At 59.6% G+C, this 20079-nt stretch carries 22 protein-coding genes and 1 pseudogene; 10 read left to right on the top strand and 13 right to left on the bottom strand.

All coding sequences use genetic code 11. The annotated features are described in order from the left end of the window. Positions 1 to 72: 72 nt before the first annotated feature. Positions 73 to 1419 carry a LysM peptidoglycan-binding domain-containing protein gene (locus LC354_RS10450; RefSeq protein ID WP_223423571.1) on the bottom strand — a complete coding sequence of 449 codons (1347 nt, stop codon included), beginning with the start codon at positions 1417 to 1419 and terminating at the stop codon, positions 73 to 75. A 125-nt stretch (positions 1420 to 1544) separates the two neighbouring features. On the opposite strand from LC354_RS10450, the gene LC354_RS10445 reads away from it, so the two are divergent. After that, positions 1545 to 2090, top strand: coding sequence for an LOG family protein (locus tag LC354_RS10445; protein WP_223423570.1), 546 nt, complete (start codon positions 1545 to 1547; stop codon positions 2088 to 2090). A 118-nt stretch (positions 2091 to 2208) separates the two neighbouring features. Here the strand turns inward: LC354_RS10445 and LC354_RS10440 are convergent, their stop codons facing one another. From LC354_RS10440 to LC354_RS10420, 5 genes are all read right to left on the bottom strand, one after another. Beyond that, positions 2209 to 2808 (bottom strand): superoxide dismutase, encoded by a 600-nt coding sequence (locus LC354_RS10440; protein WP_223423568.1) that lies wholly within the window; start codon positions 2806 to 2808, stop codon positions 2209 to 2211. Between the two features lie 244 nt (positions 2809 to 3052). Then, positions 3053 to 3622, bottom strand: coding sequence for a sarcosine oxidase subunit gamma (locus LC354_RS10435; protein WP_223423567.1), 570 nt, complete (start codon positions 3620 to 3622; stop codon positions 3053 to 3055). Continuing rightward, positions 3615 to 6629: a sarcosine oxidase subunit alpha family protein gene (locus LC354_RS10430; RefSeq protein ID WP_223423566.1), complete on the bottom strand. Its 3015-nt coding sequence runs from the start codon at positions 6627 to 6629 to the stop codon at positions 3615 to 3617. The genes LC354_RS10435 and LC354_RS10430 overlap by 8 nt, the downstream gene beginning before the upstream one ends. A gap of 73 nt (positions 6630 to 6702) precedes the next feature. Beyond that, complete coding sequence (locus tag LC354_RS10425; RefSeq protein ID WP_223423564.1) at positions 6703 to 7032, bottom strand: sarcosine oxidase subunit delta; 330 nt, start codon at positions 7030 to 7032, stop codon at positions 6703 to 6705. An 88-nt stretch (positions 7033 to 7120) separates the two neighbouring features. Further along, positions 7121 to 7309, bottom strand: a complete 189-nt coding sequence (locus LC354_RS10420) for a hypothetical protein (RefSeq protein ID WP_223423563.1) — start codon at positions 7307 to 7309, stop codon at positions 7121 to 7123. A gap of 215 nt (positions 7310 to 7524) precedes the next feature. Here LC354_RS10420 and LC354_RS10415 point away from each other — a divergent pair, with 215 nt between their 5' ends. Continuing rightward, positions 7525 to 7716: a hypothetical protein gene (locus LC354_RS10415; RefSeq protein WP_223423561.1), complete on the top strand. Its 192-nt coding sequence runs from the start codon at positions 7525 to 7527 to the stop codon at positions 7714 to 7716. A gap of 86 nt (positions 7717 to 7802) precedes the next feature. Here LC354_RS10415 and LC354_RS10410 read toward each other — a convergent pair whose 3' ends face one another. Further along, a complete protein-coding gene (locus tag LC354_RS10410; RefSeq protein ID WP_223423559.1) occupies positions 7803 to 8258 on the bottom strand; it encodes a hypothetical protein in 456 nt (151 codons plus the stop codon). A gap of 1 nt (position 8259) precedes the next feature. Continuing rightward, the gene (locus LC354_RS10405; RefSeq protein WP_223423558.1) at positions 8260 to 9504 is read right to left on the bottom strand and encodes a sarcosine oxidase subunit beta family protein; all 1245 of its coding nucleotides are present in this window, start codon (positions 9502 to 9504) and stop codon (positions 8260 to 8262) included. 242 nt (positions 9505 to 9746) lie between these two features. Here LC354_RS10405 and ccmI point away from each other — a divergent pair, with 242 nt between their 5' ends. The 3 genes from ccmI to LC354_RS10390 are packed head-to-tail and all read left to right on the top strand — an operon-like array spanning position 9747 to position 11682. Further along, a complete protein-coding gene (gene ccmI, locus LC354_RS10400; RefSeq protein WP_223423556.1) occupies positions 9747 to 10967 on the top strand; it encodes a c-type cytochrome biogenesis protein CcmI in 1221 nt (406 codons plus the stop codon). Continuing rightward, complete coding sequence (ruvX, locus tag LC354_RS10395) at positions 10964 to 11440, top strand: Holliday junction resolvase RuvX (RefSeq protein ID WP_223423554.1); 477 nt, start codon at positions 10964 to 10966, stop codon at positions 11438 to 11440. The genes ccmI and ruvX overlap by 4 nt, the downstream gene beginning before the upstream one ends. Then, complete coding sequence (locus tag LC354_RS10390) at positions 11437 to 11682, top strand: DUF1289 domain-containing protein (RefSeq protein ID WP_223423552.1); 246 nt, start codon at positions 11437 to 11439, stop codon at positions 11680 to 11682. The genes ruvX and LC354_RS10390 overlap by 4 nt, the downstream gene beginning before the upstream one ends. A gap of 4 nt (positions 11683 to 11686) precedes the next feature. On the opposite strand, the gene LC354_RS10385 is transcribed toward LC354_RS10390, so the two are convergent. Genes LC354_RS10385 through dusA form a run of 3 tightly spaced genes read right to left on the bottom strand, consistent with a single transcriptional unit; the run spans position 11687 to position 14279 of the window. After that, positions 11687 to 12421 carry a hypothetical protein gene (locus LC354_RS10385; RefSeq protein WP_223423550.1) on the bottom strand — a complete coding sequence of 245 codons (735 nt, stop codon included), beginning with the start codon at positions 12419 to 12421 and terminating at the stop codon, positions 11687 to 11689. Beyond that, positions 12418 to 13239: a sulfite exporter TauE/SafE family protein gene (locus LC354_RS10380; RefSeq protein ID WP_223423548.1), complete on the bottom strand. Its 822-nt coding sequence runs from the start codon at positions 13237 to 13239 to the stop codon at positions 12418 to 12420. Before LC354_RS10380 ends, LC354_RS10385 begins: the two co-directional genes overlap by 4 nt. A gap of 29 nt (positions 13240 to 13268) precedes the next feature. Beyond that, positions 13269 to 14279 (bottom strand): tRNA dihydrouridine(20/20a) synthase DusA, encoded by a 1011-nt coding sequence (gene dusA, locus LC354_RS10375; protein WP_223423546.1) that lies wholly within the window; start codon positions 14277 to 14279, stop codon positions 13269 to 13271. A 389-nt stretch (positions 14280 to 14668) separates the two neighbouring features. On the opposite strand from dusA, the pseudogene LC354_RS10370 reads away from it, so the two are divergent. From LC354_RS10370 to LC354_RS10355, 5 genes and pseudogenes are all read left to right on the top strand, one after another. Beyond that, positions 14669 to 15034 (top strand): annotated as a pseudogene (locus LC354_RS10370) (transposase); the annotation flags it as partial. A gap of 268 nt (positions 15035 to 15302) precedes the next feature. Then, a complete protein-coding gene (locus LC354_RS27990; RefSeq protein WP_399203341.1) occupies positions 15303 to 15644 on the top strand; it encodes a nitrile hydratase in 342 nt (113 codons plus the stop codon). Beyond that, positions 15641 to 15943 carry an SH3-like domain-containing protein gene (locus tag LC354_RS27985; protein WP_399203339.1) on the top strand — a complete coding sequence of 101 codons (303 nt, stop codon included), beginning with the start codon at positions 15641 to 15643 and terminating at the stop codon, positions 15941 to 15943. The genes LC354_RS27990 and LC354_RS27985 overlap by 4 nt, the downstream gene beginning before the upstream one ends. Beyond that, positions 15933 to 16553, top strand: a complete 621-nt coding sequence (locus LC354_RS10360) for a nitrile hydratase subunit alpha (RefSeq protein ID WP_223423544.1) — start codon at positions 15933 to 15935, stop codon at positions 16551 to 16553. The genes LC354_RS27985 and LC354_RS10360 overlap by 11 nt, the downstream gene beginning before the upstream one ends. Next, positions 16553 to 17803: an amidase gene (locus LC354_RS10355; protein WP_223423542.1), complete on the top strand. Its 1251-nt coding sequence runs from the start codon at positions 16553 to 16555 to the stop codon at positions 17801 to 17803. Before LC354_RS10360 ends, LC354_RS10355 begins: the two co-directional genes overlap by 1 nt. Here the strand turns inward: LC354_RS10355 and LC354_RS10350 are convergent. Beyond that, entirely contained in the window at positions 17800 to 18273 is a 474-nt protein-coding gene (locus LC354_RS10350) for a RidA family protein (protein ID WP_223423540.1), read from the bottom strand. The genes LC354_RS10355 and LC354_RS10350 overlap by 4 nt on opposite strands. Continuing rightward, complete coding sequence (atzF, locus tag LC354_RS10345; protein WP_223423538.1) at positions 18270 to 20075, bottom strand: allophanate hydrolase; 1806 nt, start codon at positions 20073 to 20075, stop codon at positions 18270 to 18272. The genes LC354_RS10350 and atzF overlap by 4 nt, the downstream gene beginning before the upstream one ends. Between the last annotated feature and the right edge of the window lie 4 nt (positions 20076 to 20079).

Here is a 20079-nt window from a genome sequence, read left to right as displayed (position 1 = left end):
TCCTGTTTCTACAGGCTTGTAACATAGGGCACTGCACCCGGAGTTGCCAGTGCGTGCAGCGGCGCGATCAGCTCAATCCGGCAATGCGAATATCTGACCCGGATAAATCAGGTCCGGATCAACGATCCTGTTCCGATTGGCATCATAGATCTGGACATAGAGCGACCCCTCGCCGTAGCGCTCGCGCGCAATCGCCCACAGTGTCGAACCCGTCTGAACCGTGATCCGCTTTGCCGTTTTCGGGTCAGCTTCCAACCCGATCAGCACCTGCGGGTCCTCGCGCCGGAAGGGTGTTTCCACGCGGCTGAGCACGTCGCCGGATGCATCGACCTCATCCAAGCGCAGCGTATACACACCCGTATCGATATCCGGCAGATCACCGCGCCAGCGGCCCTGCGCATCCACACGCAACTCCGCCACGGGCCGGTTGTTCACATAGACCCGCACGACCTGCGCATCAGATTTTGCCCTGCCGGAGAGTTGCACACCGCCTGTGTCCGAATAACTGATGGTGTCGATGGACATACTCTCCGACGCCCCAAGTCGCGGCCTCAGAACCTCGACACCTTCCGAGGTGGATTTCAAGACCGTGATCTGTTGCTGCGTCGCCGGTACGTCAGACGAGGTCGCAGCCAATTGCTGGTCAGAATCTTGCGCCATTGCGGATTGTAGGGTTTCGGTCGGCCCGGACGTTGGGCTGGACACAACGCCACCATCGGTGATCGGCGGCCGGTTTTCGACGGCAACTTCATCATCCTGACGGGCCGCTGGAGCGGCTTCGACAACATCAGGTTCTGCCGACGGTTCCACCTCAGGCGATATCCCGGCGACGATTGTCGGCGCCTCGGGCGTCTCAATGGCGGCTGAGGCATTCGGGCGGGTGTTGGTTTCGGTGCTGGTGGCGGGAAGCGCTTCGGCCACGGCTTGGGGCACAGAGGACGGCGCCAGAATGATTTCGTCAGGCGACGTGAGCGTCGTATCGCCCGACCGCTGCACAATGGTCAGCACCTGCGCGGTTGTTTTTGGCTCGATCATCGTGATCGCCGCAAAACCGCCGCCCGCATCCGTGGTGACACTGGTATTTTCGACGCCGTCCAACAGAACGAATACCTTGCTGCCCGGAGAGGCGCGGCCCGCCACGATGGTCAACCCGTCCGGCTCAACACGCACTTCGTCGATAGATGGCGGTGTTTCGGCAACCGCAGTCTGAGGGTCGGTCGCAGTGGCCGTCATGTCCTCTGCCTCGTCGGTCGGCGGCGAAACTTCGGGCGCGGGTGCGGAGATTTCAACGGCCGCGTCTGGCCCGGCTGCGATGCGGCTGTTGATGTACAATCCCGCGCCGATCGCTGCCACGGCGAAAACGGTCGCTGACACGACCATCGCAGTGTTGGAGCCTACCAATGCAGCCCATTTCGACATCGTCGTCCTTCCTATGCCCCGCTTTGGCGTGGGCCGTGTTGCGCTTCCTTAGCAGGCGACGATAAAAGGGTCAAAACACCGCTGTTCACACCAACCATCCCCCATCGCATGTCAAGGACCACTCCATGCCTCAAAAATCTGTTTGCGTCTATTGCGGTTCACGCACCGGGGTTGACCCGGCTTATATGGCCGGGGCCGAAACACTGGGTAAGGCTCTGGCCGCGAGGGATTGGCGTTTGGTGTACGGCGCAGGCGACGTTGGGCTCATGGGCGCTGTCGCGCGCGCGGCGCAGGCGGCGGGGGCCGATACGTTCGGGGTGATCCCCAAACATCTGGTCGAGTGGGAGGTCGGAAAAGTCGATCTGACCCGCTACATCGTGACCGAAACCATGCACGAACGCAAAAAGGTCATGTTCATGAACTGCGATGCGGTGGTCGTGCTGCCCGGTGGGGCGGGATCGCTGGACGAACTGTTCGAAGTGTTGACATGGCGGCAGTTGGGTCTGCACGAGAAGCATGTCGTCGTGATGAATACAAACGGCTATTGGGATCCGCTGATGGCCTTGCTGCACCATGTGGTCGATCAGGGCTTTGCCGATGCGTCATTGCTGGAATACCTGACCATCGCGGACGACCCGGAGCAGGTCATGGCAATCCTGTCGGACGCGTAACGACGGGCTGTTCAAAAAAAAGCCCCCGCAGGGTTTCATCCTTGCGGGGGCTTCTTTCATATCTTCCACCGTGACGGGATGCGTTGAACGGCGAGCCACAGGCGGTGTATGTCGGCGATCACATGCGCGAGGCGACGTTTTCCCAGTTCACCAGATTGTCGAGGAAGTTGGTGAGGTAGGCCGGACGTTTGTTGCGGAAATCGATGTAGTAGGAATGCTCCCAGACATCACAGCCCAACAGCGCCGTCTGACCGAAACACAGCGGGTTCACGCCATTCTCGGTCTTGGTGACTTTCAGGCTGCCATCGGCATCCTTGACCAACCACGCCCAACCGGACCCGAACTGACCTGCGCCCGCCGCAGAGAAATCTTCCTTGAACTTGTCGACCGAGCCAAAGCTCTCGACAATCGCTTTTTCAAGCTCGCCGGGCATGGCGCTGTCGCCCGGACCCATCATTTCCCAGAACTGATTGTGGTTCCAAAGCTGGCTGATGTTGTTGAAGATACCGTTTTGGGCGACGGAAGAGGCGTCATAAGTGCCCTTGATGATCTCTTCGAGAGATTTGCCTGCCCACTCCGTGCCTTCAATCGCCTTGTTGCCATTGGTCACATAAGCGTTGTGGTGCAGATCATGGTGATATTCCATGGTTTCTGCGGACATGCCTTTGGATGCAAGCGCATCATGGGCATAGGGAAGATCGGGAAGTTCAAAAGCCATTGTGGATCCTCGTTTTTGAATTGCGTTCCCGTGATACATGCGGCGCGGCCCCAACGAGGTCAAGGGCAGCCGCATTTAAAAGACCGGTGTCAGACGCCCAAATCGACGGACAAAGGATGATCGATGGCACCAGTGCCACCCACGCAAATCTCATGAGACGGATGCTGGATATGTCCCGAACTGGCTGCATGGCACCTCAGAGCAGAACGCGCGGCACCGTCGACCGGACCATGACACCTTTCGTTTAAAAGGCGCCAACCTTGCTGCCTTTTCGGGCCGCCGTTTTCAGCAAGTCAAACATGTATTGCGCGTGACTCCGAAAACAGACGATCTGAAACGTATCTGCATTGGGCATCCAGAACGCGGCCGCGACCTGGGCCAGTCTGGTACGTCGGAACATCCCTGGCTGAAACACGGCCGGGCTGAGGTCGACCGGAGCCAGTTTGGCCATGACATCGCGCGCCGCCGGGCCCGACACACGGAACAGGGCCCGCGCATCAGAGACATTGACCGCCAGAGCGTGGGTCTTGGCCAGCGCGGTCTGAATCCTGGCCAGGTCTGCCGCGACCGTGTCGTAGGGGCACAGCAGCAGAAATTCGTCTGGTGACATCCAGCACAGACCCCGATCGCCCACACCGTTGGCCTGCCCCGGGCCGGGCATCTCGACCTTTGTCGCGGCTGCGATAGCCTTTTTCACGGCCTTGTCTTTCATATCGGCCCGCAAGGTGATCATGCCTTGCAAGGGCGCTTCGGCGATGTCGGCAATGCCGTCAGACCATGTTGCTCCGTGCATCGCGGATACAGCGTTAGACATTCTGCTTCTCCCCTTCCGGGTCATAAAAGACGGCGCTTACGATCTTGGCCTGATAGGTCTTTCCATCGGTGCCGGGGAAATCAATGACTTCACCCATCCGGTCCGGCCCATGCAGCACCAGCCCCATCGCAATCCCCTTGTCCAGATTGGGGGAGTGGTAGGAAGACGTGACGCGGCCTTGCACATTTTTCTGCCCGTTTGCATTGGTGCCTGCGGCAACCGCGTAGGCGCCATCCGGCAGCACGGACCCGTCAAGCGTTTCTAGTCCGACCAGCTGCCATCGCTCCGGATCGGACATATGGGTCCGGGTATGGGCGCGTTTGCCCAGATAATCCTCTTTCTTTTTGGAAAGCGCCCAATGCAGTCCGAGGTCCTGAGGAATAACGGTGCCGTCCGTCTCGTCCCCGATCATGATAAAGCCCTTTTCGGCCCGCAGGATGTGCAAGGCTTCGGTCCCGTATGGCATCACACCCAGATCTTCCCCCGCCGCCATCAAGGCATCCCAGAATGCCTGCCCTTCGGAGGCGCGCACCGCGATCTCATAGCTCAATTCACCCGAGAACGAGATCCGATAGACCCGCACGTCAAAGCCACCAAGGGAGCCATCCGCCCACTCCATGAAGCCGAGCGCCTCTTTGGACACGTCCATGCCGCCCAGTGTCTCGAGCGCCTTGCGGGCATTGGGGCCAACAACAGCGATTTGCGCGTATTGTTCGGTTACATTGGCAACGTAGACCTTCCACTCCCACCATTCGGTCTGCAGCCATTCTTCCATATGGGCATGGATGCTTTCCGCACCGCCCGTCGTGGTGTGGCACAGGAACGTGTCCTCGTCGATCCGCGCGACGACCCCGTCATCGACCAGGAACCCGTTTTCGCTGCACATCAGCCCATAGCGGCATTTGCCCGGCTTCAGCGTACTCATCACATTGGTGTAGAGCATGTCGAGGAACTTGCCCGCGTCCGGCCCCTTGACGATGATCTTGCCCAGGGTCGAGGCGTCGAGCAGGCCAAGGTGTTCACGGGTGTTCCTGACCTCACGCATGACGGCATCATGCACTCGCTCGCCAGAACGAACGAAAGCGTATGGTCGCCGCCATTGGCCGACCGGTTCCCAATCGGCCCCGTTGGCATCATGCCAGTCATGCATGGGCGTGCGCCGGATGGGTTGAAATACGTCACCGCGCGCTTCGCCGCCGATGGCACCCATGGAAATCGGCGTATACGGCGGGCGGAAGGTCGTCGTACCGGTTTGCGGTATCGGCTGGTTCAGGGCATCCGACAGGATCGCGAGGCCGTTGATATTGCTCATCTTGCCTTGATCCGTAGCCATGCCCAAGGTGGTATATCGCTTGGCGTGCTCGACGCTTTCGAAACCTTCCTGCGCGGCCAGTTGCACGTCGCTCACTTTGACGTCGTTCTGATAATCCAGCCATGATTTCGAGCGCAGCGCGACACTTGCACCCTGCGGCATCAGCCAGACAGGGGCCATCGGGGCCTGATCCACGCAAGAGCCTTCGGGTGCGCTGGCCCTTTTGGGTTCGAACCCCGCGGCTTTGGCGGCGCCCTGCCCCATCGCGTGGGCATCGCCGAGCAGTTCCATCAGCCCGAAATGACCGTTGGCGGCACCAGCGGGGCTTACGAATGGCGCGCCGTCGGCACCTTTGGGCGCTTTGTCCACATCCGGGCGGAACATGGCAAAGTTATTGTCCCATATCAGCTTGCCCCCGCAATGCGACCACAGGTGCACAACCGGAGACCAGCCCCCCGACATCGCCACCGCGTCGCAGGCAACTTCTTCCAGCACAGCGCCTTCACCGGCCTGCGCGCAGATCGCCACACCGGTCACACGCTTGCCGCCCAACACCTTGGACACGCCATGCCCCATCATCACGCGGATACCGGCCGCCTTGGCTTCGGCGACCAGTGCGCTGTCTTCGGACAAGCTGCGTGCATCCAGAATGACAGGCACCGTCAGACCGGCGTTTTTCAGAACAATTGCAGTCCGATACGCATCATCATTGTTGGTGACGACCACGGTACGATCCCCGGCGCAGACACCGTAATTCACCACATAATCCCGCACGGCTGATGCCAGCATCACCCCCGGAATATCGTTGCCTGCAAAGCTCAGGGGACGTTCGATCGCACCGGTCGCCGTCACCACTTGTCCGGCCCGGATCCGCCACAAACGATGGCGCGGGCCGTCTGCGTCGGGTTGATGGTCGGTCAGCCGCTCGTAGCCCAACACATACCCGTGGTCATAGACACCTGCGCCCATGGTGCGCGCGCGGAGCGTGACATTTTCCATCTCGGACAACTCAGCGATGAGTTCATCCACGACGTTATCCACAGGTTTGCCATCCACCTCGCCACCGTCGACGGGCGCGCGTCCGCCCCAATGGGCTGTCTGCTCCAGAACGATCACCTTTGCGCCGGACTGTGCGGCCGCTTTGGCCGCATGCAGACCCGCAATCCCTCCGCCGATGACCAGCACATCGCAGAACGGATAGAAGTGTTCGTAGCTGTCAAAATCACGCCCTTTCGGGGCCTGCCCCAAGCCTGCCGCTTGACGAATGAACGGCTCGTAGACGTGTTTCCAGAGCGGACGGGGATGAATGAACATCTTGTAGTAAAAGCCCGCAGGCATAAAGCGCGAGAGCTTGGCATTGATTGCGCCCACGTCGAATTCGAGGCTCGGCCAGTGGTTCTGGCTGGTGGCAAGCAGCCCTTCGAAGAGTTCAGTGGTCGTAGCCCTCTGGTTTGGTTCGAAATGGCCCTCGACCCCGAGGTTGACCAACGCGTTGGGCTCTTCGACGCCCGCGGCAACGATCCCGCGGGGCCGGTGATATTTGAATGAGCGGCCCACCAGCATCTGGTCATTGGCCAGCAGGGCCGAAGCCAATGTGTCCCCTTCAAAACCCTTGAGCTGTTTGCCGTTGAAGGTGAACCGGATCGCCCGGTCCTTGTTCAGCAGGCGGCCATGTGTGGCGAGACGTGTACTCATGGGAATCGGGCCTCAACGCTGGCGGAGAGGTAGGAGCCTCCGGCGGGAGTTTTTCGGGCAAGATGAAGTGGGATCATGAGAAGGTCCTCCAGGACCAACCGGGCCTTTTTCCGCTGATCTTGTCGCAAAGGTCCTTGGGCGGCTCCAGCGTCTGGGCGGGATATGTGCCGAAGATTTCGAGCGTCATCGTGCAGCGCGCCGCGTGGAACCACTTGCCGCAGCCATAGACATGCCGCCACCGTTCGAAATGCACACCTTTGGGGTTTTCGCGCATGAACAGGTAGCCCTGGAAGTCATCATCGGACGAGCCCGGCCCGAACCGTTTCAGATGTGCCTCGCCACCGGCGTGGAATTCGGTTTCTTCACCGGTTTGCCCGCAACATGGGCAGGTCAGGATCAACATGGGCAGGCTCCGATCGGGGGGGGCGGACACGCAAAAGGCAGACGTCCGAAAACGCCTGCCTGTCGTTGTGGGTGGATGTGAGTGGACGTTATTCGGTTGCGACGGGTGCTGTTTCCGCAACGGGCGCGATGACGTCACCAGCGGGCGCGGTGCCATCCCCGGTACCGCCCATGGCCAGCAGCACGACGATGCCCAGAACGACAACAAGCGCCACGATGACGCCGCGCCGACTGACGCCGTCGCCCCTGTGCAGGTTAAGGTTTGAGTGGTCTGACATGATGAAACCTCCAAATTGTGAGCCTTCATCAGAGCACAGCCCGCGCGTTGCACAATATCGCCGCTGCGCTGATGCCGAAAGCGGCCAATGTCGGCCAATATCGACAAGCTCGATTGGCTGCGTCCCGCCAAATGACCGCAGCGCGCCGCGATATTTTTGCGTGACGCATCGGGATATGCCATGTAAGTGTAAACTTTAGTTGACAGGAGAATGGCATGAGCAAAGAGATGGGGGCCGTTTTGGTCTTTGGCGCAATCATCGTTATTGCGCTTGTGATGTTCGCTGCGGAACGTCGCGGTGTCGCCAAACGCAAAGAGGCGCGCGGAGGGCGCGAGATCGATGTCAGCAACCTGATTGCCTTTGGCTCTGCGGCGGGCGAAGGCGAAAAGACCAAGACCCCGAAGTAGTTCCATCCCTTTATCGAGCATCTGCGCAGCCTTGCAATACAGATTTCCGCCTGCCCTCGAGGGCAGCCGCCAGGATGGCAGACCGGTCAGCATACCCATTCCCCGCAGGCCATGAATCTGTGGACGATCCGATCGCCGAATCCCCATTGCAAGGTCGCCACGGTCAGCAACATCACGTTCAGGAAGTTGAACATTTCCGCTTGCGTCCGGAGTTGATCGAAATTGCGCTCTTCGGTCAGGAAATCAACGGCATACCCTTCTTGAGGGATCTCCGTAGGCGGTTTGCCCTGTTTGATGGCCATGAGTTCAATGCCATATTCATGCAAAAGCTTTTCGACTGTTTTTTGCCGCCCCAGTTCGATCTTGGTCAACCGGTCGGTAAAGAACAGAATAGACGCCGCAGCACCCAGTGCACCGAACCGTTGAAACAGCTCGGCATTGCCACGCAACAGCATGAAAATGGTGCCGAGCGCCCAGATCGTCAGCCCGGTAAAGGCCGCAAGACGTCCGAAACGCCGCAGGATATAGCGCGAGGTCAGCACTTTAATGCGCCACCCCGGCCGCGACGCTTTCGTCGATGAACTTGCCGGCCCGGAACCGATCAAGCGAGAATTCTTCGGTCAGAGGCGAATGCCCTTTTGCGATCAGTTCCGCCATGGCCCAGCCCGATCCCGGGATCGCCTTGAATCCGCCCGTACCCCAGCCGCAGTTGATAAACACACCGTCGACCGGCGTCTTGGACAGGATCGGTGAGCGGTCGCCGGTGACATCCACGATCCCGCCCCATTGCCGCAACATCTTGAGACGGCTGATCATCGGGAATGTCTCGATCAGCGCACGCACGGTTTCTTCGATATGATGGAACGACCCGCGCTGGGTGTAGTTGTTGTAGCCGTCGGTACCGCCACCTATCACCATCTCGCCCTTGTCGGACTGGCTCATGTAGCCGTGGACAGTGTTGGCCATCACCACAACATCCATGCAAGGTTTGATGGGTTCGCTGACCAGCGCCTGCAAGGCGACCGATTCGATCGGCAACCGAAAACCCGCCATTTCGGCCAGATGCCCCGAATGCCCCGCAACGACCATGCCAAGCTTGTCGCACTCTATCGCGCCCTTGCTCGTATCGACGCCCACGACCTTGCCCCCGTCGCGCCGTATGCCTGTGACTTCGCATTGCTGGATCACATCCATGCCCATATCGGAACAGGCCCGCGCATAACCCCAGGCCACCGCATCGTGGCGCGCCGTACCACCACGCGCTTGCCACAAGCCTCCAAGGACGGGGTAGCGTGGGCCGTTGATGTTGATGATCGGCACCAGTTCCTTGACCTTTTCCGGGCCGATGAACTCGGTTGTCACCCCTTGCAGCGCGTTGGCATGCGCGGTCCGCTGATAACCGCGGATTTCGTGCTGGGTTTGCGCCAGCATGATCACGCCCCGCGGACTGAACATGACGTTGTAGTTCAAGTCCTGACTCATCGTCTCGTATAGCGAGCGGGACTTTTCATAAATCGCCGCCGATGGATCCTGAAGGTAGTTCGACCGGATGATCGTCGTGTTCCGTCCGGTGTTACCGCCGCCAAGCCACCCTTTTTCAAGGATCGCCACATTGGTGATGCCAAAATTCTTGCCCAGGTAATACGCGGTCGCAAGGCCGTGCCCGCCGGCACCGATGATGATCACATCGTACCTTGCCTTTGGCTCGGGCGCGCGCCACGCCCGCTCCCAACCGGTATGGTGACGCATGGCCTCACGGGCGATGGCAAAGGCGGAATAGCGTTTCATGAGCGTTTGTCCGGAGCTGGAATCGAAAGAGCTTGAGCTTTGAGTTTTAATGGCCGTTCGACCAAAGAAAAAGGCCCGCACTGGCGGCACTTTCTCGCGGTTTTGCGACACGTTGTCTTTTGGATGCTGGCAAAGCAACCCCCTGCCCTGACGCAGCTGTGTAGCAGGCGCGCGGGTTTGTCTCTTTTGCAATCCCGTTGCAGAGGTTACATGAGCACAAAGATGCAAGATTTAGAGGCAAAATGCTGTTTTGGAGTTTGACCGCGGTACTGACATTGCTCGTCGCGGGAACCTTGTCTGTCACCTTGCTGCGGGGGCGCAAGGAGGGTCGGCCGCCTGCGTCCTATGATCTGGACGTCTACCGTGATCAGCTCAAGGAAGTGGAGCGTGATCTGGCGCGCGGCGTGGTATCCGAAGCGGACGCCGAGCGGGCGCGCACCGAAGTGTCGCGGCGCATTCTGGCCGCAGACGCCGCTCTTGGTGCAGAAAACAGCATGGTGCGCACCCGTGGCGGGCTGGTGACTGCAGGTCTGACATCGCTCCTGGTCGCAGGCGGAGCTTATTTTCTTTATCTGGAGCTTGGTGCGCCGGGGTACGGCGATCTGGCGCTGGCGGACCGCATCGAGCGCGCTGAGGTTTTGCGCGCGGAGCGTCCCAGTCAGGAGACCGCCGAAGCTGGATTGCCTCCGAGCATGACAGGCGCCGCGCCAGCGTCTCCGGATTACGTTGCCCTCGTTGAACAGCTGCGCGAAACGGTGGCAACCCGCCCCAACGATCTGCAAGGACATATACTGTTGGTGCAGTCGGAGGCCCAGCTTGGCAACTTTGCGGCCGCGCATGCGGCAAAAGCGCGCGTGATCGAATTGAAAGGCGCGTCAGCCACGGCCACGGATTTCTCGGATTACGCAGATCTGCTGATCCTTGCGGCCGGCGGCTATGTCTCGCCCGCGGCCGAGGCGGTGCTGGAGCGCGCCCTTGCGATGGACCCGACCAATGGCACGGCCAGCTACTACTTCGGCCTCATGATGGCGCAGACCGGGCGACCCGACACAGCCTTGCGGGTCTGGGATCAGTTGTTGCGTGCGGGTCCGCCCGACGCGCCGTGGATCCCCCCCATCGAAGCTCAGATCGAGGATATCGCGGTGCGCGCTGGCGTGAATTATGCCCGCCCGACGATCGGCACAGGGCGCGGACCGTCTGCGGAAGATATCGAAGCGGCAGGAGAGATGTCTCCGGCGGAACGGATGGAGATGATCCAGGGTATGGTTTCGGGCCTCAGCGACCGACTGGCCACCGAGGGCGGCCCGGTCGAGGATTGGGCGCGGCTGATCTCTGCGCTTGGTGTTCTGGGTCAGATGGGTCAGGCGCGGTCCGTTTTCGAGAATGCAAAAGTCGCCTTCGAGGGCGACCCGCGTGCCGCCGACATCCTGAACGAAGCGGCGGATCGGGTTGGTTTACAATGATCACCGACGACACCCAGGAATTCATCGCAGCGCTGCCTGCGTTGCGGCCTTTGATGGGGCTGGACCTTGGCGACAAGACGATTGGTGTTTCGGTCTCCGATACTTACCGATCCGTTGCGACCCCGCTGGAAACCGTCAGGCGCAAGAAATTCGGCGTGGATGCGGCGCGCCTTCTGGCCTTGATCGCGGAACGCTCTGTCGGGGGTCTGGTGCTGGGATTGCCACGCAACATGGATGGCTCTGAAGGGCCAAGGTGCCAATCCACACGCGCCTTTGCCCGCAATTTTGCAGGGCTCTGGGATGGACCCATCACCTTTTGGGATGAACGGCTGAGCACGGTGGCCGCTGAAAAAGCGCTGCTTGAGGCGGATACGACACGCAAACGTCGCGCAGAAGTCATTGACCACGTGGCGGCTGGATATATCCTGCAAGGACTGCTGGATCGGCTGGCAGTCATGGCGAGGCAGGAATGACAGAGACGGTTCCCAACAATCTGGTCTGGACGCGGCAGGAAATCGAAAGCCCCTGCGTCCAAATCTGTGTGATTCATCCCGAAACACGTCTGTGTGCAGGCTGCGCCAGATCCATTGACGAGATCGGCGCCTGGAGCCGGATGACCCACGACGAAAGGCGCGCGATCATGGCTGAACTTCCAGGCCGTGAGCCTGCGCCCAAGACCCGGCGCGGCGGTCGGAATGCCCGTCTGAAGCGTTAAGCAGTCACGCCGCGAGCCAATCCGCAGGATCGGGGAACTCCGGTCGGAAGAACGCAACCATACGCCCGGGTCCGTCCGGCCCCTCCCAAGGCGCGGTGCCATGCAACGCAAAGCGATGAATGAGGTAGCTTTGCCCCGGCGTGGCGCGCAAAGGCACCCTCTCGCAGATCTCGAACACCCTCCGCCGTGCGGCATGGTAAGCGTCTGTCAGATCCACGGACCCTATGGCCTGTGTCCCGACCGCCTCCGCCAAAGCTGCCCGCATGATGCGGTGACTGCCACGCCACACGACCGTCGGCGCAGAGGCCACGTCGTTCAAAGGCAATCCGAGAATATAGGCGTGAAATTCACGCGCATACCTGCGCCGCGCAGGCCCTTCGGGCAATAACCCATCCACATGGGCCGCACAGCGATTGATACGGAACCGGTGATTGGCGTCGCTTTCGTCAGGGTCCTGCAGCGGATAGCCCGGATAGATGATGGAGACCTGCGCCCGGTGCTGTGGCAGTCTTGGAACGTCGCGCTCCCACGGGCCGCTCAGCGAGACCCCGGCAACCCTGCCACCCGGATCGTTGGACAACACATCCACCCCGACAAACCAGGTCTTGCCGTGCCGCAGGTTGGCGACCCGCATGCTGTGATCTGACACAATGGGTTCGGCGACACGGCGTGCAACCGCCGCCCAGGCCGCAACGCGCGGATCAGCATCGAACAGGACGAACCCGTCCTCCTCCATCATCCAGAAATCACCTTGTAGAGCATGTTCAGCGCCACCAGGATCAGGAAGGTTGCGAACACCCGCTTGAGCGGCGCCGGATTCATCTTGTGGGCCAGCCACACCCCAATCGGGGTCGTCATCAGCGTCATTGCAATAATCACGCCAAAGGCCACAAGATTCACCGCCCCGATTGTGAGAGGCGGAACGGGTTCGCTTACGTCCAAGAACAAGAACCCGATGACGGACGGCACCGCGATCAATACGCCAAACCCGGCGGCGGTGGCCACGGCACGATGGATCGGCACGCCATACAGCGTCATCAATGGCACACCAAAGCTGCCGCCCCCGATGCCCATCAGTACCGACAAGAAGCCGACGATCGGCGAAAAAACGGTCCGCGCCAGTCCAACGGGCATTGTCTCACCCAGCCGCCAGGAGGACCGACCAAAGGCCATGTAGATCCCTACAAGGAAGGCCAGAACGCCAAAGATGATCTGCAAGGTCGTCGATCGCAATTGCGCGACCAGCAAAACGCCCAGAACCGCACCAACCGCAATGCCCGGCGCCCAGGTCTTCAGAATGTCCCATTCCACCGCACCTTTTTTGTTGTGGCTCAGAACAGAACGCACGGACGTGACGATGATCGTGGCCAGAGAGGTCGCGAGACACATCTGCATCAACTGCGGATTATCATACCCGAGGCTCTGAAACGCGTAGAAAAAGGCCAGAACCAATACGACGCCACCGCCGACCCCCAACAGCCCCGCCAAGATACCGGCAATGGCTCCGATGACGCAGAGCAGGACAAACATCTGAAGCAACAGGTAAATATCGGGCATCTACGGCATCCTTCGCGCTTGGCGTTGCGCTACACCGCTTTGGCGTCGGATGCCAGTGCCGTGACTTGCAACAAGGCCGCGTGGACCAGTTCAGGCCCGGCACCGGGCTTCGTCGCCCCCTCGCTCAGTGTTCGGCGCCAGCCGCGCGCACCCGGCCGCCCGGCAAACAGACCGAGCATATGGCGCGTAATCTGATGCAGGCGCCCCCCTGCGCGCAGGTGCGCTTCGATATAAGGTAGCATGGTCCTGACGGCATCCTCGGCCGAGGTATCAGGACCAGAGCCAAAGATCCGCCGGTCGGCCGTGCAGAGTATATCGGCAGGTTGATGATATGCGGCCCGGCCGATCATCACGCCGTCCAGCCCCGCCTCAAGCAGCTGCTCTGCCTGATCCAGCGATGTGATGCCCCCGTTGATCGAGATATGCAGGTTCGGAAAATATTCCTTCATCTGCATCACGAGCGGGTAATCCAACGGCGGAACGTCGCGGTTTTCCTTTGGGCTCAGGCCCTTCAGCCACGCTTTGCGCGCATGAATGGTCACACGTTCACAGCCTGCTGCAACGATCCGCGCCAGAAACTCGGGCAAAACCACGTTCGGGTTCTGATCGTCGACACCAATGCGGCATTTGACCGTAATCTCTGCATCCACCGCAGCGCGCATGGCCGCCACGCAGTCTGCAACCAGCGCCGGATCACGCATCAGCACGGCTCCAAATGTGCCTGACTGCACCCGGTCCGAGGGGCACCCGCAATTCAAATTGATCTCGGGATACCCCGCCGCCTCTCCAAGACGGGCCGCTTTCGCAAGTTCCTTGGGATCAGATCCGCCCAACTGCAAGGCCACCGGGTGTTCCGCCGGATCATGAGCCAGCAAGTGCAAAGCCCCACCCCGAACAAGCGCAGGCGCGGTCACCATCTCGGTGTAAAGCAACGTCTGCCTGCTCAATTGACGGTGAATGAACCGGCAATGCCGATCGGTCCAATCCATCATGGGCGCAGTAGACAATTTCGCTGCCGCAGTGGCGGCGTTGGTGGGCATTCTTCGCTCTCCTATGGTCGCAGTTACGGTTTTCGGGACCATGTTGCACACATACTGCACACGAATTGGGGCAGTCTAGCCCCCCGAGACTGAAGACCTGCAATCGGCGGTGATTGCGTAGGTTTGGCAAACAGGGCGGCTTACTCCGACCGCAGCCGGTTGCGAGCATGAGCTTTCAACAAGTCTCAGAAACCCCCTGTGCTACTTACGTGCAAGCCATCACCTAACTTATTGTTTCTAGATTACATCCAATCCACTTCCATCGCTGATCATGTGGATACAAGCTCAAAAAAAATCACTGCGATCAATTCTGGCTTCGAGGTTTACTGGTAGACGCCGTCTGACCTACGCAGAGTCTGTCTTATGTCAAGAGATCTAGGGTCGGCAATACCGATACCATTGGGCGCCCATTCCGCCTTTTTATCACCGCTGGGCAAGTCAGCGATTACACCGGAGCAGCAGGTTTGATGAATGGGTTGCCAGAGGCCCGGTGGCTCCTCGCTGGTCGAGAGCATAATGCCGACTGGTTCCGCAATACCCTTAGAAACAACGGAACGAAGCCCCGCATATCGGGACGCAAGTCTCAAAATAAGACAGTCAACAATGACACGCGCCGCTACAAAAGACGCAACAGGATTGAGAGCATGTTCGGCAAGATCAAGGACCGGCGCAGGGTCGCAAGCCGCCAAGACAGAACCGCAACCGTCTTCCTCTCCGCTATCGCTCTCGCAGCAACCGTCATATTCTGGTTATGAGTGCTGAGCCTAAGACAAGCCAAAAGCGAAGGTCCGATTTCGCCCTGCAAGGTCAGGAGACCATTCTGGTTGCTAGAAACCCCATAGTGTGACGCAAAGTTAACTCCCGTTTCTGTCTTCAAACGCATATCCCATCGACCGGTCACGACACATAGGAACGTGCCAAACATCACCGATCTTGCACCTTTATTCGCATAGGTTTGCTGCAAAAAAAGCAATGGTAAACGACATTGGCTGCTGCAATGGTTTTTGGGTCAGGAGGGCGCTTATGCAAGACACGAAAGGACCTAAAGGCTACCATGACATTGGCGGAGATCAGGCTGGCGACATTCCGATGATTGAACTCCCTTGGTTGCATTGGGAAAAGCAAGTCGAAGCCATTCGCGGTCTTCTTGGCGACGGCACACGCCGGATCGTATCCCTTGATGAAGTGCGGCGCGGTTTCGAGAGTTTTGGTGTGGAAAAGTACGACACTCTTTCTTTCTACAGGCGCCGCATGGAGGCCATGACCGATATTTTGATCGAGAAGGGCATTCTTTCCCGCGCGGAACTTGACGCCGCGATTGAAGCCGGAAAGGCGCGTTGGAACGATGTGGATACCAAGACGTGACACGGTTTTCGCCCGGAGATCGCGTTCGGGTTCTGGCGCTTGGCAAGGCCGGGCATGTCCGCATCCCACACTACATCAGACAGCAAATTGGGCACATCGTCCAGTATTGCGGGACGTATCTGAACTCTGAGGATCTGGCCATCGGCATAACCTCAAGGCGTGCGGTTGATCTCTACAGGGTGTCGTTTTCACAAGCGCGACTGTGGCGGGACGCGGACATCCCGGAACACGACACACTGGTCATCGAAATCTATGACCACTGGCTGACAAGCGTAGAGGAGACCACCCATGCCCCATGATCATGGCCACGGAGAACATGAAGCCATCGCCATCGAGGACGACGCGGGAAACATCGAAGCGCAGATCATCGTTGACGCGCTGCAAGAGGTATTGATCGCCAAGGGCCTGCTAACGGCGCATGAAGTCACCGCATCAATTGCAAAACTGGAAAGCCCGGGGGTTCACCTTGGTGCGAGGATTATCGCCAAAGCGTGGACCGAACCCGCTTATAGGGATCGCCTTTTGTCTGACGGGCGCGCGGCGGTGCAAGAGCTTGATATTCCGGTAACCGAAGCCCGCATCATCGTCGTCGAGAATACAGAAAACGTGGACAATCTGATCACCTGCACGCTCTGTTCCTGTTACCCCAGGTCCATTCTCGGGCAACCTCCGTCGTGGTATATCTCCAAGGCCTATAGGGCCCGATCCGTACGCGAACCACGCCGTGTATTGGCGGAGTTCGGGCTGCATTTGCCCGAAAGCACTCAACTCATTGTGCATGATAGCAATGCCGACATGCGCTATCTGGTGTTGCCTCAACCGCCTGACGGCGTGGATCAGTGCACGATTGACGATCTGGAGGCACGCATCTCGCGGGATCACCTCATTGGCGTCGCGCGGGATGTGTGATGAGCATAATTCGCGCAAGACAAGGAAACGAGACGGACCTTGAGCGGTTCCGCCAACAGGCTGACCTGTGGGAGCATCGTATCCACGCTCTGGTCGCCCTGTGCGACACAGATGAGGGCAAAACCCACAGCGTCCACGGCCCGTTGGCTGGCGTCACAGTCGGCGTGAAGGATATCATCGACGTTGTCGGCGTTGCGACGCGTAATGGCAGTGATGCGTGCAAAGATGCCCCCCCGGCCACCAAAGATGCCAGCGTCGTTGCATCCTTGCGCGCAGCCGGTGCGCGGATCGTGGCCAAGACGACGACGACGGAATTCGCATTCACCGATCCCACGGCCTGCCGCAATCCATTTGATCTGAACCGCACGCCCGGCGGGTCAAGCAGCGGTTCTGGCGCCGCTGTCGCCGCAGGTCTGGTCGATATCGGCCTCGGAACGCAGACCGCAGGGTCGCTGTGTCGCCCTGCGGCCTACTGTGGGGTTGTTGGCTTCAAGCCATCTTACGCCTTATTGTCCACTATTGGCGTTACACCGCTGTCTCCCAGTTTTGACAGTGTGGGCATTATCGCAGGAACAGTCGAACTGGCGCGGTCTGCTTTTGCTGCGATGACCACGTCAACGGTTCAAACGCATGATATGTCGTCCGTAACGGCGATCTGTGGTCTTTGGAACACCAGCGTCGTCCCTTACGCCGATACATTGGCTGCGTTTAATGATGCGGCGACAGTACTCGCGACCCTCGGCTTGGGGACTGAACAAACCACTTTGCAGGCAGATGTCGAGCAGATCGTCACAGCGCACAGGACAGTCATGACCTACGAGGCTGCCATGGCACATGGGGCGATACTGTCTGATGCGCGGGCTGATCTGCTGAAGCCGAAATTCGCGGCAGGCTTGCGGTCCGGAACTGCGATTTCATCTGACGCGGCCGCGCGTGCGGCAGAGTACCTGGCCGAGGCGAAGCGAGCATTTTGGGCAGGCCTTGCTGGTGTTGATGTGGTGTTGACTCTACCTGTACCGGACGGGCCGCCGCTTATTGACGGCACCACCGGATATCAAGACTGGTTGACGCCCTGGACCGTCTTTGGCGGCCCGCTGATTTGTCTGCCATGGGGACTGGATAGGCTGAAAAGACCGCGCTCTGTCATGCTTGCAGCGCGGCCGGGACAGGATGCACAGTTGTTATCGATTGCCGCTAAGTTGGAAGCCCTGGGCCCGTCGCGCCCCCTGCCCCAATTACCACGCCGCTAGACCCTGAGCCGTACTGTCGCGTCAACTTCGACGGAAGCATTTCCCGGCAGGCCAGAGACGCCAACGGCCGTACGCGCGTGCCAGCCCCGATCCCCGAACAGAGCAATGAAAACCTCGGTCGCGCCATTGATGACTGCGGGACTGTTTGGAAATCCGGACTGACAATTCACGAAACCACCGAGCCTGAGAATGACATCCACGCGATCCAGATCACCGTCGCAAGCTTCGCGCAGCCGATAGATCAGGTTCAGCGCGCAAATCTGTGCAGCCGCGCGAGCGTCCTCAATTCCTTCAGGGGTGTCCTCGACAGGCCCTCTATGCGTGACCTCACCGCCCCACTCGCAGATCTGGCCGGATAGATAGACAACCGCCCCGTCCTTGCGAAACGGCAGGAACTGACCCCGAGGCGTCCAGTCAGGCGGCAGCTCCAGACCAAGATCAATCAGCTTTTTTTCGGCATCCGACGTCATGCCGGGACTGACGTTTGCGCAAGGTATGTCCGCCAATCGCCGAGTGCGGTGATGTCTGTGGCCCCTTTGGTGCCACTCGCTTCGCAAATGAACCCTTTCACAGAAGCCCCATCCGACAATTCGATCGTGCCGATCCCCAACGGCGCAGGGATCCTGGCCATAAATGACCCAAAGGCGGCCGTAGGCAGCGACCATATTTCGAGCGCAATTGCGCCTGTATCGGCGCCATCAGATCGCACCATTCCAGGCCGTTCCGGTGGACCACCTGCGAGGGCATAGAATTTGTAGTTGGCCGCACTCTGCGCCTTGCGCACAAACGTCGCCCCCAAATCGGTCAGTTGCCAATTCAGCGGTAGGCTCGTCATATGAGCGCCACAGACCGCAAGCTCCATCTGGTCGGATGGCGCGTTCGGGAGCGGCGTTGGACTGGGTACCCGATGGGCGGTTGCCCCCATGTTGCGAGGGCAATCCTCTTCAAAGCCACGCGCAACGGCGGCCACCGCGGCGTCGTTGCCCGCCGCGGCCAGCAGCGTGACGCTGCCCGGTCTGCCATCGCTGCGCGGTGCCGTCGGCACAGCAATGCCACACATATCCAAGAGGTTCACAAAGTTGGTGTAGGTCCCGTTGTTGGAATTGGGCGTGATGGGATCTGCGTCCAGATCCGCAACTGAATAGAACGTCGGGATCGTCGGGACACAAAGCATGTCCAGATGTTCCAACATTGGCTCTGCCGCACGTTTCAGATCAGCGAGACGGTAGATCCCATTGAACGCATCGGCAGCCGACATGCTTTCGGCATGGGTGATGATCTTACGCGTCACCGGATGGATCGCGTCTGGATTGCTGGCCAACAACGCGTCGATGACTGTGTAGCGCTCTGCCACCCATGCACCTTCATAAAGCATGCGGGCAATGGCATAGAGAGGCTCAAAGTCGATCGTCTCGATGGTGGCACCTGTTGCCGCCAGCAACGCGACGTCCCGATCAAACGCGTCTTTTTGAACATCATCACCGAAGAACTCGATGGTATCGGCATTCGGCACCCCTACCCGCAAAGGCATTCGCGGCGCTGTCAGTTCTTGATGCGTCAAAGGTTTCGAATATGCATCTGCCGGATCAAACCCCCGCGCCACGGCAAAGGCCGCATAAGCGTCATCAACGGTCAATGCAAAAATCGAGATGGTGTCCAGCGTTCGACAGGCCGGGACAACTCCGCTGGCCGACAAAGCCCCCAATGTGGGCTTGAGCCCAACAATGTTGTTGAGTGCTGCGGGCACTCGGCCCGAGCCGGCCGTATCCGTACCCAAAGAGAACGTGACGATTCCGTGCCCGACAATCACGCCAGAGCCGCCCGACGAGCCGCCTGGCACAATTAAAGGATCCACTGAATTCAATGGCGCACCATAAGGCGTGCGCACGCCGACAAGACCCGTCGCAAATTGATCAAGATTGGTCTTTCCAATCATCAGCGCGCCCGCCGCCCGCAGCTTGGCAACCACAAAGGCGTCGGTATCAGGCATGTAAGCATATGCGGGACAGCCCGCCGTAGTTTCAATGCTTGCGACGTCGATGTTGTCCTTTACCGCATAGGGAATGCCCCACAGCGGCATATCGGGGTCATAAGCTCCAAGGCCCTCGGCCTCGGCGCGCAGGGTCTCGCGGTCGCACAAGTGGATGAAAATCCCGGGGTCATTCGCCGCATCCAGGCGCGCAAAGATCTCATCAATGACGGCAGCAGGCTTTGTGCCAGCGGCATAAGCGCCACGAAGTGCAGCAAGCGTGAATGGCAGGTTGGTCAGCATGGGG

Source organism: Tateyamaria pelophila (genome assembly GCF_019966495.1).
In the GTDB taxonomy this organism is placed as follows: Bacteria; Pseudomonadota; Alphaproteobacteria; order Rhodobacterales; family Rhodobacteraceae; genus Tateyamaria; species Tateyamaria pelophila.
This window is presented reverse-complemented; position numbering and strand designations above follow the sequence as displayed.

What these genes read in the sequence shown, in the direction of transcription:
- LC354_RS10450 (WP_223423571.1), bottom strand. Translation starts at nt 1,419, where the DNA reads ATGTCGAAATGGGCTGCATTGGTAGGCTCCAACACTGCGATGGTCGTG.
- LC354_RS10445 (WP_223423570.1), top strand. Translation starts at nt 1,545, where the DNA reads ATGCCTCAAAAATCTGTTTGCGTCTATTGCGGTTCACGCACCGGGGTT.
- LC354_RS10440 (WP_223423568.1), bottom strand. Translation starts at nt 2,808, where the DNA reads ATGGCTTTTGAACTTCCCGATCTTCCCTATGCCCATGATGCGCTTGCA.
- LC354_RS10435 (WP_223423567.1), bottom strand. Translation starts at nt 3,622, where the DNA reads ATGTCTAACGCTGTATCCGCGATGCACGGAGCAACATGGTCTGACGGC.
- LC354_RS10430 (WP_223423566.1), bottom strand. Translation starts at nt 6,629, where the DNA reads ATGAGTACACGTCTCGCCACACATGGCCGCCTGCTGAACAAGGACCGG.
- LC354_RS10425 (WP_223423564.1), bottom strand. Translation starts at nt 7,032, where the DNA reads ATGTTGATCCTGACCTGCCCATGTTGCGGGCAAACCGGTGAAGAAACC.
- LC354_RS10420 (WP_223423563.1), bottom strand. Translation starts at nt 7,309, where the DNA reads ATGTCAGACCACTCAAACCTTAACCTGCACAGGGGCGACGGCGTCAGT.
- LC354_RS10415 (WP_223423561.1), top strand. Translation starts at nt 7,525, where the DNA reads ATGAGCAAAGAGATGGGGGCCGTTTTGGTCTTTGGCGCAATCATCGTT.
- LC354_RS10405 (WP_223423558.1), bottom strand. Translation starts at nt 9,504, where the DNA reads ATGAAACGCTATTCCGCCTTTGCCATCGCCCGTGAGGCCATGCGTCAC.
- ccmI (WP_223423556.1), top strand. Translation starts at nt 9,747, where the DNA reads ATGCTGTTTTGGAGTTTGACCGCGGTACTGACATTGCTCGTCGCGGGA.
- ruvX (WP_223423554.1), top strand. Translation starts at nt 10,964, where the DNA reads ATGATCACCGACGACACCCAGGAATTCATCGCAGCGCTGCCTGCGTTG.
- LC354_RS10390 (WP_223423552.1), top strand. Translation starts at nt 11,437, where the DNA reads ATGACAGAGACGGTTCCCAACAATCTGGTCTGGACGCGGCAGGAAATC.
- LC354_RS10385 (WP_223423550.1), bottom strand. Translation starts at nt 12,421, where the DNA reads ATGATGGAGGAGGACGGGTTCGTCCTGTTCGATGCTGATCCGCGCGTT.
- LC354_RS10380 (WP_223423548.1), bottom strand. Translation starts at nt 13,239, where the DNA reads ATGCCCGATATTTACCTGTTGCTTCAGATGTTTGTCCTGCTCTGCGTC.
- dusA (WP_223423546.1), bottom strand. Translation starts at nt 14,279, where the DNA reads ATGCCCACCAACGCCGCCACTGCGGCAGCGAAATTGTCTACTGCGCCC.
- LC354_RS27990 (WP_399203341.1), top strand. Translation starts at nt 15,303, where the DNA reads ATGCAAGACACGAAAGGACCTAAAGGCTACCATGACATTGGCGGAGAT.
- LC354_RS10360 (WP_223423544.1), top strand. Translation starts at nt 15,933, where the DNA reads ATGCCCCATGATCATGGCCACGGAGAACATGAAGCCATCGCCATCGAG.
- LC354_RS10355 (WP_223423542.1), top strand. Translation starts at nt 16,553, where the DNA reads ATGAGCATAATTCGCGCAAGACAAGGAAACGAGACGGACCTTGAGCGG.
- LC354_RS10350 (WP_223423540.1), bottom strand. Translation starts at nt 18,273, where the DNA reads ATGACGTCGGATGCCGAAAAAAAGCTGATTGATCTTGGTCTGGAGCTG.
- atzF (WP_223423538.1), bottom strand. Translation starts at nt 20,075, where the DNA reads ATGCTGACCAACCTGCCATTCACGCTTGCTGCACTTCGTGGCGCTTAT.